14 protein-coding genes and 1 pseudogene are annotated in these 15,199 nt (G+C 42.7%); 1 reads left to right on the top strand and 14 read right to left on the bottom strand.

What is annotated here, in order from left to right:
• Positions 1-3 precede the first annotated feature (3 nt).
• The 7 genes from yqfD to rpsU all read right to left on the bottom strand — a co-directional run bounded on the left by yqfD (position 4) and on the right by rpsU (position 5,454).
• Positions 4-1,191, bottom strand: coding sequence for a sporulation protein YqfD (gene yqfD / locus FNK51_RS17980; RefSeq protein ID WP_141994196.1), 1,188 nt, complete (start codon positions 1,189-1,191; stop codon positions 4-6).
• A 15-nt stretch (positions 1,192-1,206) separates the two neighbouring features.
• A complete protein-coding gene (gene yqfC, locus FNK51_RS17975; protein WP_098369773.1) occupies positions 1,207-1,491 on the bottom strand; it encodes a sporulation protein YqfC in 285 nt (94 codons plus the stop codon).
• Positions 1,492-1,619: 128 nt separating this feature from the next.
• Entirely contained in the window at positions 1,620-2,129 is a 510-nt protein-coding gene (locus tag FNK51_RS17970; RefSeq protein ID WP_141994195.1) for a hypothetical protein, read from the bottom strand.
• Between the two features lie 22 nt (positions 2,130-2,151).
• Positions 2,152-3,147, bottom strand: a complete 996-nt coding sequence (gene floA / locus FNK51_RS17965) for a flotillin-like protein FloA (protein WP_375781867.1) — start codon at positions 3,145-3,147, stop codon at positions 2,152-2,154.
• 50 nt (positions 3,148-3,197) lie between these two features.
• Positions 3,198-4,472 carry an NfeD family protein gene (locus tag FNK51_RS17960; protein ID WP_141994200.1) on the bottom strand — a complete coding sequence of 425 codons (1,275 nt, stop codon included), beginning with the start codon at positions 4,470-4,472 and terminating at the stop codon, positions 3,198-3,200.
• Positions 4,473-4,822: 350 nt separating this feature from the next.
• On the bottom strand, positions 4,823-5,266 hold the full coding sequence (locus FNK51_RS17955) for a GatB/YqeY domain-containing protein (RefSeq protein ID WP_063233003.1): 444 nt from the start codon (positions 5,264-5,266) through the stop codon (positions 4,823-4,825).
• Positions 5,267-5,280: 14 nt separating this feature from the next.
• Positions 5,281-5,454: a 30S ribosomal protein S21 gene (gene rpsU / locus FNK51_RS17950; RefSeq protein WP_028391853.1), complete on the bottom strand. Its 174-nt coding sequence runs from the start codon at positions 5,452-5,454 to the stop codon at positions 5,281-5,283.
• 236 nt (positions 5,455-5,690) lie between these two features.
• Here rpsU and FNK51_RS17945 point away from each other — a divergent pair, with 236 nt between their 5' ends.
• A complete protein-coding gene (locus FNK51_RS17945; protein WP_141994194.1) occupies positions 5,691-6,623 on the top strand; it encodes a Na/Pi symporter in 933 nt (310 codons plus the stop codon).
• Between the two features lie 613 nt (positions 6,624-7,236).
• On the opposite strand, the gene deoC is transcribed toward FNK51_RS17945, so the two are convergent.
• From deoC to grpE, 7 genes and pseudogenes are all read right to left on the bottom strand, one after another.
• Entirely contained in the window at positions 7,237-7,908 is a 672-nt protein-coding gene (deoC, locus tag FNK51_RS17940) for a deoxyribose-phosphate aldolase (protein ID WP_063233000.1), read from the bottom strand.
• Positions 7,909-8,065: 157 nt separating this feature from the next.
• Positions 8,066-9,403, bottom strand: coding sequence for a tRNA (N(6)-L-threonylcarbamoyladenosine(37)-C(2))-methylthiotransferase MtaB (mtaB, locus tag FNK51_RS17935; RefSeq protein WP_098369768.1), 1,338 nt, complete (start codon positions 9,401-9,403; stop codon positions 8,066-8,068).
• Positions 9,404-9,409: 6 nt separating this feature from the next.
• Positions 9,410-10,162: a 16S rRNA (uracil(1498)-N(3))-methyltransferase gene (locus FNK51_RS17930; protein WP_098369767.1), complete on the bottom strand. Its 753-nt coding sequence runs from the start codon at positions 10,160-10,162 to the stop codon at positions 9,410-9,412.
• Positions 10,163-10,300: 138 nt separating this feature from the next.
• The gene (gene prmA / locus FNK51_RS17925; protein ID WP_098369766.1) at positions 10,301-11,242 is read right to left on the bottom strand and encodes a 50S ribosomal protein L11 methyltransferase; all 942 of its coding nucleotides are present in this window, start codon (positions 11,240-11,242) and stop codon (positions 10,301-10,303) included.
• A 36-nt stretch (positions 11,243-11,278) separates the two neighbouring features.
• Positions 11,279-12,394, bottom strand: coding sequence for a molecular chaperone DnaJ (gene dnaJ, locus FNK51_RS17920; protein ID WP_076365210.1), 1,116 nt, complete (start codon positions 12,392-12,394; stop codon positions 11,279-11,281).
• 306 nt (positions 12,395-12,700) lie between these two features.
• Positions 12,701-14,532, bottom strand: a pseudogene (gene dnaK, locus FNK51_RS17915) (molecular chaperone DnaK).
• A gap of 37 nt (positions 14,533-14,569) precedes the next feature.
• Positions 14,570-15,160, bottom strand: coding sequence for a nucleotide exchange factor GrpE (gene grpE, locus FNK51_RS17910; protein WP_098369763.1), 591 nt, complete (start codon positions 15,158-15,160; stop codon positions 14,570-14,572).
• Between the last annotated feature and the right edge of the window lie 39 nt (positions 15,161-15,199).

Below are 15,199 nucleotides of genomic sequence, written 5' to 3'. Positions count from 1 at the left end.
TCGCTAGTCTCCTTGAATGATTGGCTGTCCAATCGCTATATCTTCAATAACTTGGTAATGTATAGATAATTTAACTTTACCATTCTCCATGCTTTCGTGCAAAATTTTTTCCTCGACGATTTCATCTTCCTCTTCTAAATGCTTTTTCAATTCTGCTTTAGCCATTTTCCTGCCTTCCTTCACCGCTTCTTTCTCCGTATAACTTCGTACAATATCTTCCTTGCTCCTCAAGGTCACTTGTTTATAGGAAATGGGAAGTTCCCATTGAAGAAAGTGAAATGGCCTCACTGTCGTTTCTTTTTCCTGTTTTTCATATCCCGGATCCTTGAAACCCCATACCGGAAGGGAAAATCCCCCCATTTTCAAAAAGTGCCTGCTCGTTTCATCTCCGTTAAAAACAGAAAACTTGGTTTTTAACGGAACTTCCACTTTCGCTTTATACCACGTTTTCCCTTTTATTACTCCCTGTGCGGATACAATTTCCTGTTTATCCTCTTTTCCAATCAATCCCGAAACAAGAAGCTGTCCTTTTCCTACATAATCATTCACATTAACAATAGATTGTCCCTTTTCAACGAACATATCAGTGATGATCGCCTTTTTGGAAGCTACCAAATTTTGCGGAGATGTTTCCTCGACCTCTTTAGGTTGCCGTTTTTCTACAACCCGAAAATGGTATGTCGTTCCCTTTAGCTCTACCCCTACCCATGTCAATGCACCAATCCGGTCCGACAACTTACGCTGAATCGTATCCACATCATCCACAAAGAATTGCACTTTCCCAATCTTCACGCCCATCTTGTCCAATTCTTTCCGGATGGCATGCTCGGTTGCGGGTTTGGCATCTTGAACCTCGATGCCCCAAACCATATTGGAAAGTACAAATATACAAAGCAGGAAAGCGATCATCCCCGCTAAAAACCCGCTGTTTTTCATGACTCTCTTCATTAGGAAAGGGAAACCCTTTCCCTGCATGAACTTTACTTTACAATCGCTCTTACGCATGACCTGACGGAGTTTGGGGATATCCCTGATATCCATATGGAAAATCAGGGCTTCACTTCCGACACGCTTCACATCCCAGATATGAAGCCCCCTTCTCGTCAGCATATTAATCAGCCGTTCTGCACCTTTGCCATAAGCCTTCACCTTTACATAGCCTGTATAATAGTTTGTCCATTGGTTTTTCATGGAGACCTCCCGGGATCATTCATTGATAAAATAGACCTTATCGATTTTGCCTTCGAGCATGATTTCTTCCGGCAAAATCGTCTTTATGACAAAGGCATTTCCCTTTATCAGCAACTGCCCATTTTTCAGCATCAATCGCACTTCGCTGTCTGTAAAAGCCAATAAGCCACGATGGTTTTCAATATAAATATGTAATTGTCCGATCATTGTAATTCGCGGCAGGTCCATCATGACATCTTGCGGAAGGTCCATTGTTTTGGTCATAAGCTGTTTCACTCTTTTTCCCCAATTGCGTGCCATAAAAAAGAACCCCCTTTCATCTCAATGTATGAAATGAAAGAGGGTTCTAGCACAAAATTATAAGTGAATGAGAGTCTATTTTTTCATGCTCATTTAATGACGGGCTTAAAAAAGCCCGGGGCTCCGAATCACCTTCTGGACCTCTGAAGACTTCTCTTCGCCCTTGGCGGTCCCAGCACTTCTGACATGATGATGCCATCAATCAGCTGTTTTTTACCAAAAGACGGCCCTTGGCGATAGACCGGACTTTTATTATCAGAAATCGTTGATGTAAGTTGATCCGCCTTCGCTTTTTGATATAAACGCTCCTGATCGTACTTCTGCTGAAGCCTTCTAAGCTCCGCAATCCTTTTGTTCGCATCGTTCGTCGTCTCATCGATCACTTCAACAGCCCGAGCTGCCTGCTGTTCGACTTTCCTTACAGGAGCAGGAGCAGGGGCAGGCCTTTGCTGCTGATTCCCTTGCTGCATTTCACCTTGAAGCTCCCGCATGACCTCCTGCCATTTCTTTTTCGGAGGCGTGTTAGGATCATCAAATTGCTGAGGCTGCTTTTTCTTTCCTAACATGGACGTTAAAATTCCGATCAAGACAATGATAAGGAATGGGTTCTTGAGAAAGAAATCAATAAAATCTCCCATTTAAAGACCTCCCTTCCCTGACCTAATTATTATTATTATTATGGTTATTGTTGTTATCTTTTGGATTTTCGGATATTTTACTGATGGAACCGCGCATATCCGTATCGGCCGTGATATTTTGGATATTCATATAATCCATCACTCCAAGGTTTCCGCTTTTCAGTGCATCGGCCATGGCCAACGGAACTTCCGCTTCGGATTGAACAACCTTCGCTCTCATTTCCTGAACACGGGCAACCATTTCCTGTTCAAGCGCAACAGCCATTGCACGGCGTTCTTCGGCCTTTGCCTGGGCTATTTTCTTATCGGCTTCGGCTTGGTCCGTCTGTAATATGGCCCCGATATTTTTACCGATATCCACTTCAGCGATATCAATGGAAAGAATTTCGAATGCCGTTCCTGAATCCAACCCTTTTGATAGAACCGTTCGTGAAATCAAATCGGGATGTTCCAGGACATCCGTGTGCATTTTCGAAGCACCGATCGTCGATACGATCCCTTCCCCTACACGGGCAATGATCGTCTCTTCACCGGCACCACCGACTAGACGTTCAATGTTGGCACGGACCGTGATCCTTGCCTTAGCTTTCACTTCAATACCATTCATCGCCACACCAGAGATGAACGGAGTTTCAATCACTTTCGGGTTAACGCTCATTTGAACAGCCTGCAATACATCACGACCGGCAAGGTCAATAGCTGCACCCCGTTCGAAAGGTAATGTGATATTGGCGCGTTCTGCAGCAATTAATGCATTCACAACTCGATCGACATTACCGCCTGCAAGGTAATGGCTCTCCAATTGATTCGTTGAAACATTGATTCCAGCCTTATGGGCCTTGATAAGAGGATTGACGACCCTGCTTGGTATAACGCGGCGAAGCCTCATCCCAACTAATGTAAATATACTGATTTTGACTCCTGCCGCTAAAGCGGAAATCCATAACATTACTGGTACGAATGTGAAAAACACTGCCAACACGATGATGGCAGCAATCACTGCCAGTACAATAAATATCGTTCCTGAAGTTATCACTTAATGATTCATCCTTCCTGTATCTTTTAATTTTAATTTGAATCCGGAATTTCCCGGACGACTACCCTTGATCCTTCAACTTTAACGATGATGATTGACGAACCTTTGGAAATAAAGCTTCCTTCGGTCACGACATCCACTCTTTCTTCTTTGACCAAAGCTGTTCCTGAAGGCCTCAAGTCTGTAAGGGCCTTCCCTTCTACACCTAATAAATCCAAACGATTCGGATTGCTCACATATCCTTGTTCCGTTTTTGTTGCATCGGTTAATATCATTTTCCTGAAAAATTTCATCTGTTTTCCAAACACCTTTACAAGTAGGATGAATACCAAAATGGATACGGTAACCGCAATTAGCAAGGATATCGTCATATGGACCGGATCACCTGTTGCGAGGAATAAACTCCCCACTATCGCGGTAAATCCGAGCAGCCCGATAATCCCCCCTGGGATAAAAAATTCAATTAGTACGAGAATGACCCCGATGATGAACATCGCTAACGATTCGTATCCGGTGATACCGGCGACAAGATGACCATAGAAGAATAAGACAAGACTGGTGATTCCAATGACCCCCGGAATTCCAAAACCGGGTGAAAACAATTCCATCACAATCCCGATTCCCGCTATCGTTAACAAAATGGGAACGACGATCGGGTTGGTCAAAAAGCGGGCAAGCTTCTCAGGAAAGCTTTCTTCGATTGACCGAATATCAGCATCCTCGACTCCAAGTATACTATACAGCTCCGCTTTCCCAGAGACGGTGCCTTCACTATATCCAGCCTTTTTTGCCTGTTCAGCTGTAAATGTCAGCAACTTCCCTTTTTCCGCTCCATATTCGGGTAGATCGATGTCAACATCCGCCATCGCCTGGGCGTAAATGGGATCACGTCCATTTTGTTCTGCAGCAGTCTTCATGGCAGCTAACCAATAAGATTGCGCTTTCTTACCTGCAGCGTTCCCTGTTGAATCAATCACAGCCGCAGAACCCATGGTGGCACTCGGAACCATATAAATCTCATCTGCGCTTAGAGAAATGTATGCCCCTGCAGATAAAGCCCTGTTATTGACGTAGGCAACTGTCTTGATTGGTGAATCCGACAGTAACTTTGCAATTTCCCCCGCTGCATCCACAGCACCTCCAGGGGTATTCACCTCGAAAACGACAAGATCTGCATCAGCTGCTTCAGCAGTGGTCAGCGCGCGTTCCAAAAAGGCCGAGAGTCCCTTTTCCACCGTTTCTTCAATTGGTACATGGTAAACGATCTTCTCGTTTGCAGATACCGTCGATCCCCCAAAAGAAGACATGGTGAACAGCAATCCAAATAAGAGTACAGATAAATAACGCCAAATTTTCAACGGAACGCCCCCTTTCCCGTATTAAACGCGGTAAGTGCCTCCAGTATTCAGGAGGAAAACCTACCAGTAAATTCAGCACACAACTAAAATTCGAATAAGGAGCAAATGAAGCAACCCTTTACTCTGTTCTTTAGTTATTACGTATGTATATGAAAAAGGTTTCAAAAAAAGCTAATAAAATTAAAAGTGCCCCTATTATCTTGGGCTACGTTTCAATAATATACGCATAAAAATCATGAAATACACAAAAACCACAGGCAATTTGCCTGCGGTTAGGTTTCGAGTTTTAAGTTTAGAGTTTAAGATAGATGTTGTTGTACTAATTTGTTTACTAGAGAACCATCCGCTTTACCTTTAACTTTAGGCATTAAAGCTCCCATAACTCGGCCCATATCTGCTTTGGATGTTGCATTGACTTCTTCAATCGTTTGTTTAACGATTTTAGAAATGTCTTCTTCTGAAAGTTGCTCAGGCATATATGCCTCTACGTATACTAGTTCGGTGCGGACTTTATCCACGAGATCTGAACGACCTGCGTTTTCAAACTCCTGGAGGGAGTCTTTGCGTTGTTTTAATTCGCGAGAGAGCACTGTCAATTCTTCATCATCTGTTAAATCTTGTCTCTGCTTCAGAGCTTCGTTTTGAATAGAAGCTTTCAGCATCCGAATAACAGATAGTTTGTCCTTTTCCTTGTTCTTCATCGCTTGTTTCATATCATTATTTAAACGCTCGAGAAGACTCATCTTTCCACCCTCTCTTAGAATTTACGTTTTCTTGCAGCTTCAGACTTTTTCTTACGTTTTACGCTTGGTTTTTCATAAAATTCACGCTTCCTAGCTTCCTGAAGCGATCCTGCTTTAGATACAGTACGTTTGAAACGACGAAGAGCATCTTCAAGCGATTCGTTTTTACGAACGACGGTTTTAGACATCTCTTTCCCTCCCTCCGAAAACAACACACTAACTCAAGTTGTCAACATGTTATACATGTACTAAACAATTATAATATATCATCTTTAGCAGGTCAACCAATAAAATCAAACTTATTTTGAATATCATCATGTTATTATCATAATTTTTCACGAAACGATGATTCAACCTGCATGAAAATCCAATTTATAGCATGTCTCCCGTCATTGGGCCATAAGCTTACTATGAGGTGACAGTCATGCATGAGCTATTTTTATTCCTTTTATTCATTGCGATATTTTTGGCAGGTATGTCGGTTTTACGAATCGGACTGTTCAATATGTCAGGTGCAGCATTAAAAACTTTTCTCTCAAAGGTTACGGATAAGCCATGGAAAGGCTTCATGGCCGGAACCATCTTTACCGGGATCCTGCAGAGCAGCTCGGCGGTAATGGTCATGACGGTCGGCCTCGTTTCCGCAGGAAGCTTAACGTTCCCGCAAACGATCGGGATTATTCTTGGAACGAATATCGGATCCACCTTTACAGCAGAGTTCATGACCTTCTCTCTGGATCGTTGGATCATTCCCGGTGTCGTAAGCGGCGCTTTCCTTTGCTTCATGCCAAAAACATTACCGAGAAGCATAGGGATGTCACTGATCGGAATCTCGGCCATCTTCGCGGCGATGAGTGGTTTTAAAACGCTTTCGACACCGATTGCAGCCTATCCATCCATACAAACGCTCATCCATTACATAGAGGGCCACATGAGCTATGCCCTATTAGCCGGGATATTATTGACGGCACTCATTCACTCCAGTTCGGCAACCATTGGGATAGCCATGAGCTTTTTGCTGAATGGGGAGTTATCCGTCTCTTCCGCAATCATCATCATGCTCGGATCGAATATAGGCACATGCATCACCGGATACATGGCCAGCATCGGTTCCGGTAGACAAGCTGCCTTCACAGCTTATTCACATATTTGGCTAAACGTCATAGGGGTTGCCGCATTCCTGCCTTTTGTGGACATCCTGGAAAGAACTGCTGCCTTTTTCACCGAAAACAAGGGGACACAGCTGGCCCATGCCAGTGTCATTTTCAATACCTTGACTTCTTTTGCCGTCTTGCCATTCGCACGGCAATTCTCCAACCTCATTCTTTTGGTGCATCGGCCAAACTTTAAAAAATAAGGAGCTGTCCAAAAGTCATTAGTGACTTTCTTTTAGGGCAGCTTCGTGTGAAGATTGGACATCATATGTAGCTGCACCAGATATAAAAGGATAAATGATTACTGGGAGGTTTTTTAGCTAATCTTTTTATAATTAGTTTTATGATTCAATAAGCTCAAACCACTCGATATAACAGGAGCTAATATCATAATAATCAAACCTATAAATAAAATGGTTATTGAAGTGTCATATACCCAAAATTTCACCACTCATCTAAAGTAGTGTTAATGATAAATGAAAAAATTAAAAACCTTTTTTCATTTCCCTCCCCATGTTCATGCATTTAATATAAGCAAGTTTACTCACTGTTGATCCCCCCTAATATTTATTAAATCCACAATAAGCTTTTTTTTGAATTTATGGGTTCCAAAAATGACAAGTACAAGTCCAAAAATGATACGGGTCCTCTTTTTTCATGGAAGAAATAGGCGCAATGCACAAACACATGGGATATCACCAGTTGAATTACAAACCGATTTTTTTATGTAAGTAATAAAAAAAAGGCGGAGAAAAATAAAATATTTTTCTCCGCCTTTTTTATTTCAGGGAGTTATTATACGGTCCCTTTTTAAAATCAATAATCGGAATCAGCCGTTAAGCCCTTTACGATGGAGACACCTGCACTCGCTCCAATTCTTGTTGCACCAGCTTCAATCACTTTCTGGGCATCACTCGTATTGCGGACTCCGCCTGAAGCTTTGACACCGATATCCGGGCCAACCGTTTTTCTCATAAGCGTGATATCTTCAACAGTCGCTCCGCCGGTCGAAAAACCAGTTGATGTTTTCACATAATCCGTTCCTGCTTTTACGGCCAATTCACATGCACGGACTTTTTCTTCATCAGTCAATAAAGAAGTTTCAATGATCACCTTTGAAAGAGCCTTACCAGTGGATGCCGCTACCACAGCACGAATATCCCGCTCTACCAACTCATCATCCTTGTCCTTCAATGCGCCGATATTGATCACCATATCGACTTCGTGAGCGCCATTGGAGATGGCGTCCTTCGTTTCAAAAGCTTTGGTTTCCGGTGTGGTTGCACCTAGAGGGAAGCCGATGACCGTACAAACTTTCACTTCTGAACCTTCCAAAAGTTCGCTTGCATATTTCACCCAAGTCGGGTTTACGCATACGGAAGCAAAGTTATACTCTCTCGCTTCTTCGCATAATACCTTTATTTGCTCTTTGGTTGCATCTGCTTTTAATAACGTGTGGTCAATTAAACCTGCTACATTTTGTGACATTAATAAATCCTCCTCAAAAACAATCTATAACTAGTTGTACGTACCTCTCATGATACCATAGTTTATCCACTTTGACGATATATATAGTCTTTACCCGAAAGTGCCAAGAAAACACATTAAAAAGAGGATAAAAAAAAGACAGCGATTAACCGCTGTCTTAGATATTGGATGCTTGTTGCAACGGAAAATCCTTCACTACCGTCACGAACTGACCTTCACTAAATGGATAGCCAGACTTTGTGATCTTCACTTTGACAATTTCACCGACCATTTCATCCGAAGCCGGAAAGACGATTTTCATGTAATTATCGGAGTAGCCCTCATAAAGGCCATTTTCCAACTTCGTTTCAGGAATGACTTCCAGAACTTCCCCCTCGAATCGGGAGGCATACTCTTTTGCCAGCTGATCCGACAACGCGATAAGGCGGTGGACGCGTTCATTTTTGATATCTTCATCCACTTGATCTTCCATACGGGCAGCCGGAGTCCCTGTCCGTTTTGAATATGGGAAAACATGAAGTTCGGAGAATTTATATTTTTCTATAAAGTTATATGTCTCCATGAATTCTTCTTCGGTTTCACCTGGGAAACCTACGATGACATCAGAGGTAACAGCAAGACCCGGAAGTGCAATTTTCAACTTTTCGATTCGATCACCGAAGAAATCCATCGTATATTTACGTCTCATCCGTTTTAGAACTGTATCGGAACCCGATTGGATTGGTATATGCAAATGACGTACCACTTTTTTCGAATTCGTCAGCACTTCAATGATTTCATCTGTAATTTGGCTGGCTTCAATGGATGAAATACGGATACGCTTCAACCCATCGACTTTTTCCAAGTCACGCAGCAGCATCGCCAAATTATAGTCTTTTAAATCATCTCCGTAGCCGCCAGTATGAATTCCGGTGAGGACTAGCTCTTTATAGCCTGCCTCGACAAGCTGTTCAGCTTGGTGAATGACTTCTTTTGGATCGCGGGAACGCATCAAGCCACGAGCCCAAGGGATGATGCAGAAAGTGCAGAAATTATTGCAACCTTCCTGAATCTTAAGTGAAGCGCGTGTACGGTCTGTAAAAGCAGGTACATCCAACTCTTCGTAGACACGGTTTTTCATGATATTTCCTACGGCATTGATTGGTTCACGTTCCACCTTGAATTGCTCAATGTAATCAAGGAGTTTAACCCTGTCTTGTGTTCCTACAACAATATCCACACCTGGTATGGCCATGATTTCTGCCGGCGACGTCTGTGCATAACATCCCGTTACCGCTATGACGGCATTCGGGTTCTTACGAATGGCACGACGGATGACCTGACGGCTTTTCTTATCGCCAGTGTTTGTCACCGTGCATGTGTTGATGACATATACATCTGATGCATTTTCAAACTCAACACGATCATATCCCCCAGTTTTGAATAATTGCCATATAGCCTCTGTTTCATAATGATTCACTTTACAGCCTAATGTATGGAAAGCGACCGTTGCCATTTTTCATCACCTCAAAAGTTCTACATGATAAGAAACAGCGGAAAGTGCATATAAAGGTGCTGTTTCAGTTCTTAATATTCTTGGTCCAAGACCGCAAGCCATAAAACCGGCATCAGTCAGTTTTTCAATTTCCTTATCTGCTAAACCACCTTCAGGCCCAAATACGAATAGGATGGATTGCCCAGCGGTAATATCTTTCAAGACAGAAGCGAGTACAGAAGTTTCCCCCCGTTTTGCCTCTTCTTCAAAAGCGATTAATTTATGATCGAAACCGGAAGCATACCCAGCTAGCTGATCTGCAGTCATCGGTTCCTTGATGGCAGGGATAACCGTGCGGTGGGATTGCTCAGCCGCCTCTTTTGAAATCTTCTGGAGTCTCTCCAATTTCTTACCTACCTTTTTGTGGTCCCATTTTACCACCGAACGAGCAGCAATAAAAGGGATAAATTCAACGGCACCCAGTTCAGTACCCTTTTGAACGATATATTCCAACTTATCCCCTTTAGGCAGACCGCTCGCTATCACAACCTTTACAGGAAGTTCCTTTTCTTCATTCTTCCATTCGGTAACTGTCCCTATAACAGCATCATCAGTAATTTCCGAAATTTCCGCGATAGCTGTCATGCCATTACCTTTCACCGTGATGATCCGTTCCCCTGGTCCCATTCTCATCACCCTGGCGATATGGTGAAAATCATCGCCTGATATCTTCACCGTGTTTCCATTGATGTCTACTTCGTTAAGAAAATACCGCTGCACACTGCCACCCACTTCGTCTAGTCTAAAAAACTCACAGGCTAACAGTCAGGAATCCAGAATGCAAGCCGTGCAAAGATTCAAGCTAAAAAAAGGTACTCTGACTATCAAAAAACCCGATAATCAGAGTAACTTTTTCAATTAATCATTTCTTTTCGCGATTATTGCCACCCAATCTTCCATCAAGATCGTTTCCTCAACGGTGAATCCAGATGCTATAATCGCTTCCTTCACATCTTGTTTCTTAGTTTGAATGATTCCGGAAGCGATGAAATATCCGCCAGGTTTAACCACTTTCGCTACATCATCCGTAAAACGCATGATCACTTCGGCAAGAATATTTGCGACGACGATATCCGCTTGTTCATTCACACCATCCAGTAAATTGCCTTGTGAAACTGACACTTTATCCTGCACGTTATTCAGTTCCACATTTTGTTTGGCTGACTGTACTGCCACTTCATCCAAATCAAGGGACTGAATCCGTTTTGCGTCCAATAATGCAGCTGCAATACTCAGAACACCAGAACCAGTTCCTACATCAACCACTAAATCCCCAGGCTGTACTGTACGCTCCAGCGCTTGGATGCACATGACCGTCGTCGGGTGTGTACCCGTTCCGAAGGCCATGCCTGGATCAAGTTCAATGATCAATTCGTCACTGCTTACTGGAGTGTAGTCTTCCCATGTTGGCACGATGGTAAAACGTTCTGATATCTTGACAGGGTTATAATACTTTTTCCAAGCCGTCGCCCACTCTTCTTCATTCACTTCACTAATTGAAACAACATTTTTCCCAAGGTCTATATCGAAAAGAAGGAGATTATTGATTGATTCCTTAATAGCATCAATGGTATCGCCAAGGAAACTGTTAACAGGCAGATAAGCTTTAATGACTACACCTTCATCCGGATAATCATCTGGGTTTAAGTGGTAGATCTCGCCAAAAACATTTTCTCGTTCCTTGACTAATTCTAGAGGATCCTCAATGACAACACCACTCGCACCTGCCTCATGAAGAATATTCGAAACAGGTTCAACCGCTTCATTCGTTGTTTGGATTGCAAATTCAGACCACTTCATAATCTACCAACTCCCAATTTGTTCTTTTACTTTTATTCACCTATCTTTAAAAGCACGCTTTACTTTTGAGAAAAAGCCATCATCTTGTTCATCTACACCTTGTCCGCTGATATCACTGAACTCACGAAGCAGGTCCTTTTGTTTTTCCGTTAATTTCTTAGGCGTGACAACTAATACGACCACATGCTGATCTCCTTGGCCATATCCTCTGACATTCGGAACCCCTTTGCCTTTTAAACGGAAACGAGTGCTTGTTTGTGTACCTGCAGGAATCTTCAGTTTCACTTTTCCATGAAGCGTCGGAACTTCTATTTCATCCCCTAATGCTGCCTGGGCAAAAGTAACCGGCATTTCACAATAAATATCATCGCCATCCCGCTCAAAGAATTCATGGCTGCGCACATGGAAGACTACATATAGATCTCCTGCCGGACCGCCATTGATTCCTGGCTCTCCTTGGCCGGTTACACGCAACTGCTGGCCATCATCAATTCCTGCTGGCACCTTGACTTGGATCTTTTTACGTTTTTGGACTTTTCCGTCACCGCCGCATGTTGAACATTTATTAGGAATGATTTTTCCTGTTCCTTGACAATGGTGACATGCTCTCCGGTTCACAATCCTTCCGAACGCTGTGTTTTGTTCAACATTCAATTGACCAGTTCCATGGCAATGTGAACAGTTTTCCACTTTTGTACCTGGTTTGGCACCGGATCCTTTACAAGTATCACAATTCTCTTCACGCGGAATTTCGATCTCAGTATCTTTTCCGAATGCAGCCTCTTCAAAAGATAGCGTCATCGTATACTGTAAATCCGCCCCTTGACGCGGTGCATTAGGATCTCTCCTGCGTCCGCCGCCACCAAAAAAGCTACTGAAAATATCTTCAAAACCGCCGAAACCGCCAAAGTCCTGACCGCCAAAGCCTTGATTTGGATCTGTGTGTCCGAATTGGTCATAATGGGCCTTTTTCTGTTCGTCACTCAATACTTCGTAAGCTTCCTTGATTTCCTTGAATTTATCCGCAGCATCGTCCGCTTTATTAATATCAGGGTGATATTGTTTGGAGAGCTTTCGATACGCTTTTTTGATTTCATCCTTCGAAGCACTCTTCGAAAGGCCTAACACCTCATAATAATCGCGTTTACTCATATCTAAAATCCACTCCCGATTCGATTCACATAAAGGTAATATTATCACTGAACGAAGATAATAATCAACTAGAAAAGTACAAACGGCTTTAACACATTTTTGCAAATGGTATTGCCAACGCCAATTTGCACACATTTCCCTTTAAAATCCAACGATTCCCCACCAGTGATTGTGATTGTAACACTTTCCGACAATGATTCCATTCACTGTAAAAAAAGCCAAAGTCAAGATAACCTGACTTTGACTTTTTTACAATGGCAGGCAGAAATACTGCCCAATATATCAGTGTCCCGATTGGGCCACTATTTATTTTTTCTCTTCTTCGTTAACTTCCGTGTATTCAGCATCAACCACATTATCGTCTTTAGCTGACTCGCCAGCACCAGCTTCGCCAGCTTGCTGAGCTTTTGCCGCTTCTTCATAAAGCTTCATAGTCAAAGCTTGAACGATTTCGTTAAGCGCATCTTTTTTCACGCGGATTTCTTCAAGCTCATTTTTCTCGATTGCAGCTTTCAGTTCATCCTTCGCTTCATTCGCTTTTGTTACTTCCGCTTCGTCCACTTTACCTTCTAGATCTTTAAGCGTTTTTTCCGTTTGGAAAACTAATTGATCAGCTTCGTTACGAAGTTCGACTTCTTCTTTACGTTGTTTATCGCTATCGGCATTTTCTTCCGCTTCACGTACCATGCGTTCGATCTCTTCATCAGAAAGTCCTGAAGATGATTTGATGGTAATCGCTTGTTCTTTGTTCGTACCAAGATCTTTCGCACGAACGTTCACGATACCGTTTTTATCGATATCGAATGTCACTTCAACTTGTGGAACTCCACGCGGTGCCGGTGGAATGTCACTCAATTGGAAACGACCAAGAGTTTTGTTATCCGCTGACATTGGACGCTCACCTTGAAGGACATGGATATCAACTGCTGTTTGATTATCAGCCGCTGTCGAGAATACTTGTGATTTACTTGTCGGAATTGTAGTATTACGGTCAATTAGTTTCGTGAATACTCCGCCCATTGTTTCAATTCCAAGTGAAAGTGGTGTTACATCAAGAAGGACAACGTCTTTAACATCCCCTGTCAATACGCCACCTTGAATTGCAGCACCCATAGCCACTACTTCATCAGGGTTTACACCTTTGCTTGGTTCTTGACCGATTTCCTTTTTGATCGCTTCAACAACCGCAGGAATACGTGTAGATCCACCAACAAGGATTACTTTGTCGATTTCAGATGCTGAAAGACCAGCATCTGAAATGCTTGACGAGTTGGTCCCATAGTACGTTCCACAAGTCCTGTAGAAAGCTCATCGAATTTAGCTCTAGTCATCGTTACATCTAAGTGAAGCGGGCCAGCTTCTCCTGCAGTGATGAACGGTAAAGAAATTTGAGTTGAAGTTACGCCGGAAAGATCTTTTTTCGCTTTTTCAGCTGCATCTTTCAAACGTTGAACCGCCATTTTATCTTTTGAAAGGTCGATTCCGTTTTCTTTCTTGAATGCTTCAACTAGGTAATCGATGATGACTTGGTCGAAATCATCCCCACCTAGACGGTTGTCACCAGCTGTGGACTTAACTTCGAAAACGCCGTCTCCAAGTTCCATGATCGAAACGTCAAATGTACCGCCGCCAAGGTCGAATACAAGGATCGTTTGATCTTCTTCCGTTTTATCCAAACCGTATGCAAGAGCTGCAGCTGTCGGTTCGTTGATGATACGTTCCACTTCAAGGCCGGCAATTTGACCAGCATCCTTAGTTGCTTGGCGTTCTGCATCATTGAAGTAAGCAGGAACAGTGATAACCGCTTTAGTAACTTTTTCGCCAAGATACTCTTCAGCGTATGATTTCAAGTATTGAAGGATGATTGCAGAAACTTCTTGAGGTGAGTATTCTTTTCCTTCAATTACTTCTTTATGGTTGGTACCCATATGGCGTTTAATGGAAATGATCGTGTTAGGGTTTGTAATCGCTTGGCGTTTCGCCACTTCCCCTACTTGCCTTTCTCCATTTTTGAATGCCACTACGGATGGAGTTGTACGGTTTCCTTCTGGATTCGGGATTACTTTTGGTTCCCCGCCTTCAAGTACAGATACACAAGAGTTTGTTGTACCTAAGTCAATACCAATAATCTTGCTCATAGTTTCACTACCTCCCAATTATTTATATGTAAAAACTCTATTCGTTCACTTTTACCATTGCAGGTCGAATCACACGGTCTTTAAGGATGTATCCTTTTTGGAATTCCTCGACGACGATGTTCGAACCGAAGTTTTCATCTTGAACTTGCATGACCGCTTGATGCAAACGCGGATCGAACTCTTCACCAACCGAACTGATCGGTTCGATGCCTTCTTTAGTCAATGCATCAGTAATCGCTTTATAGACCATTTCCATGCCGGATAGCAAGGATTTTGTCTGCTCATTATCCGCTTCGATTTTTGTAGCTCTTTCAAAATTATCAAGAGCCTCCACCAAATCACTAGCAATACTTTGAACTCTATATTTTTGAGCCGCCTCCATATCAAGCTTGGCACGGCGTCTTGAATTATCAAAATCGGCCTGCAGACGAAGATAACGGTTATCCATTTCTTCGATTTTCGCCTCAAGTTCGGCAATCTTTTCTTGAGCCAATTGAAGTTCATCTTTTTCAACCTGACCATGGTTTTCTTCCGCTGGAATTTCTTCTTCAGCGAAAACTGCTTCTGCAGCGCTTTCCTCGATTGTTTCATTTTCCAATGTTTGTTCTTCGTTTTTATTTTCTGTCACAATCTCACCTCCCTAAAAGGGTTATACAATTTATGCTAA

The sequence above is a fragment of the Bacillus sp. B4EP4a genome (assembly GCF_006680105.1).
Lineage (GTDB): Bacteria > Bacillota > Bacilli > Bacillales > DSM-1321 > Peribacillus > Peribacillus simplex_E.
The sequence above is the reverse complement of the archived record's forward strand: the minus strand, read 5'-3'. Positions and strand labels throughout refer to the sequence as shown.

What these genes read in the sequence shown, in the direction of transcription:
- yqfD (WP_141994196.1), bottom strand. Translation starts at nt 1,191, where the DNA reads ATGAAAAACCAATGGACAAACTATTATACAGGCTATGTAAAGGTGAAG.
- yqfC (WP_098369773.1), bottom strand. Translation starts at nt 1,491, where the DNA reads ATGGCACGCAATTGGGGAAAAAGAGTGAAACAGCTTATGACCAAAACA.
- FNK51_RS17970 (WP_141994195.1), bottom strand. Translation starts at nt 2,129, where the DNA reads ATGGGAGATTTTATTGATTTCTTTCTCAAGAACCCATTCCTTATCATT.
- FNK51_RS17960 (WP_141994200.1), bottom strand. Translation starts at nt 4,472, where the DNA reads ATGTCTTCTTTTGGGGGATCGACGGTATCTGCAAACGAGAAGATCGTT.
- FNK51_RS17955 (WP_063233003.1), bottom strand. Translation starts at nt 5,266, where the DNA reads ATGAGTCTTCTCGAGCGTTTAAATAATGATATGAAACAAGCGATGAAG.
- rpsU (WP_028391853.1), bottom strand. Translation starts at nt 5,454, where the DNA reads ATGTCTAAAACCGTCGTTCGTAAAAACGAATCGCTTGAAGATGCTCTT.
- FNK51_RS17945 (WP_141994194.1), top strand. Translation starts at nt 5,691, where the DNA reads ATGCATGAGCTATTTTTATTCCTTTTATTCATTGCGATATTTTTGGCA.
- deoC (WP_063233000.1), bottom strand. Translation starts at nt 7,908, where the DNA reads ATGTCACAAAATGTAGCAGGTTTAATTGACCACACGTTATTAAAAGCA.
- mtaB (WP_098369768.1), bottom strand. Translation starts at nt 9,403, where the DNA reads ATGGCAACGGTCGCTTTCCATACATTAGGCTGTAAAGTGAATCATTAT.
- prmA (WP_098369766.1), bottom strand. Translation starts at nt 11,242, where the DNA reads ATGAAGTGGTCTGAATTTGCAATCCAAACAACGAATGAAGCGGTTGAA.
- dnaJ (WP_076365210.1), bottom strand. Translation starts at nt 12,394, where the DNA reads ATGAGTAAACGCGATTATTATGAGGTGTTAGGCCTTTCGAAGAGTGCT.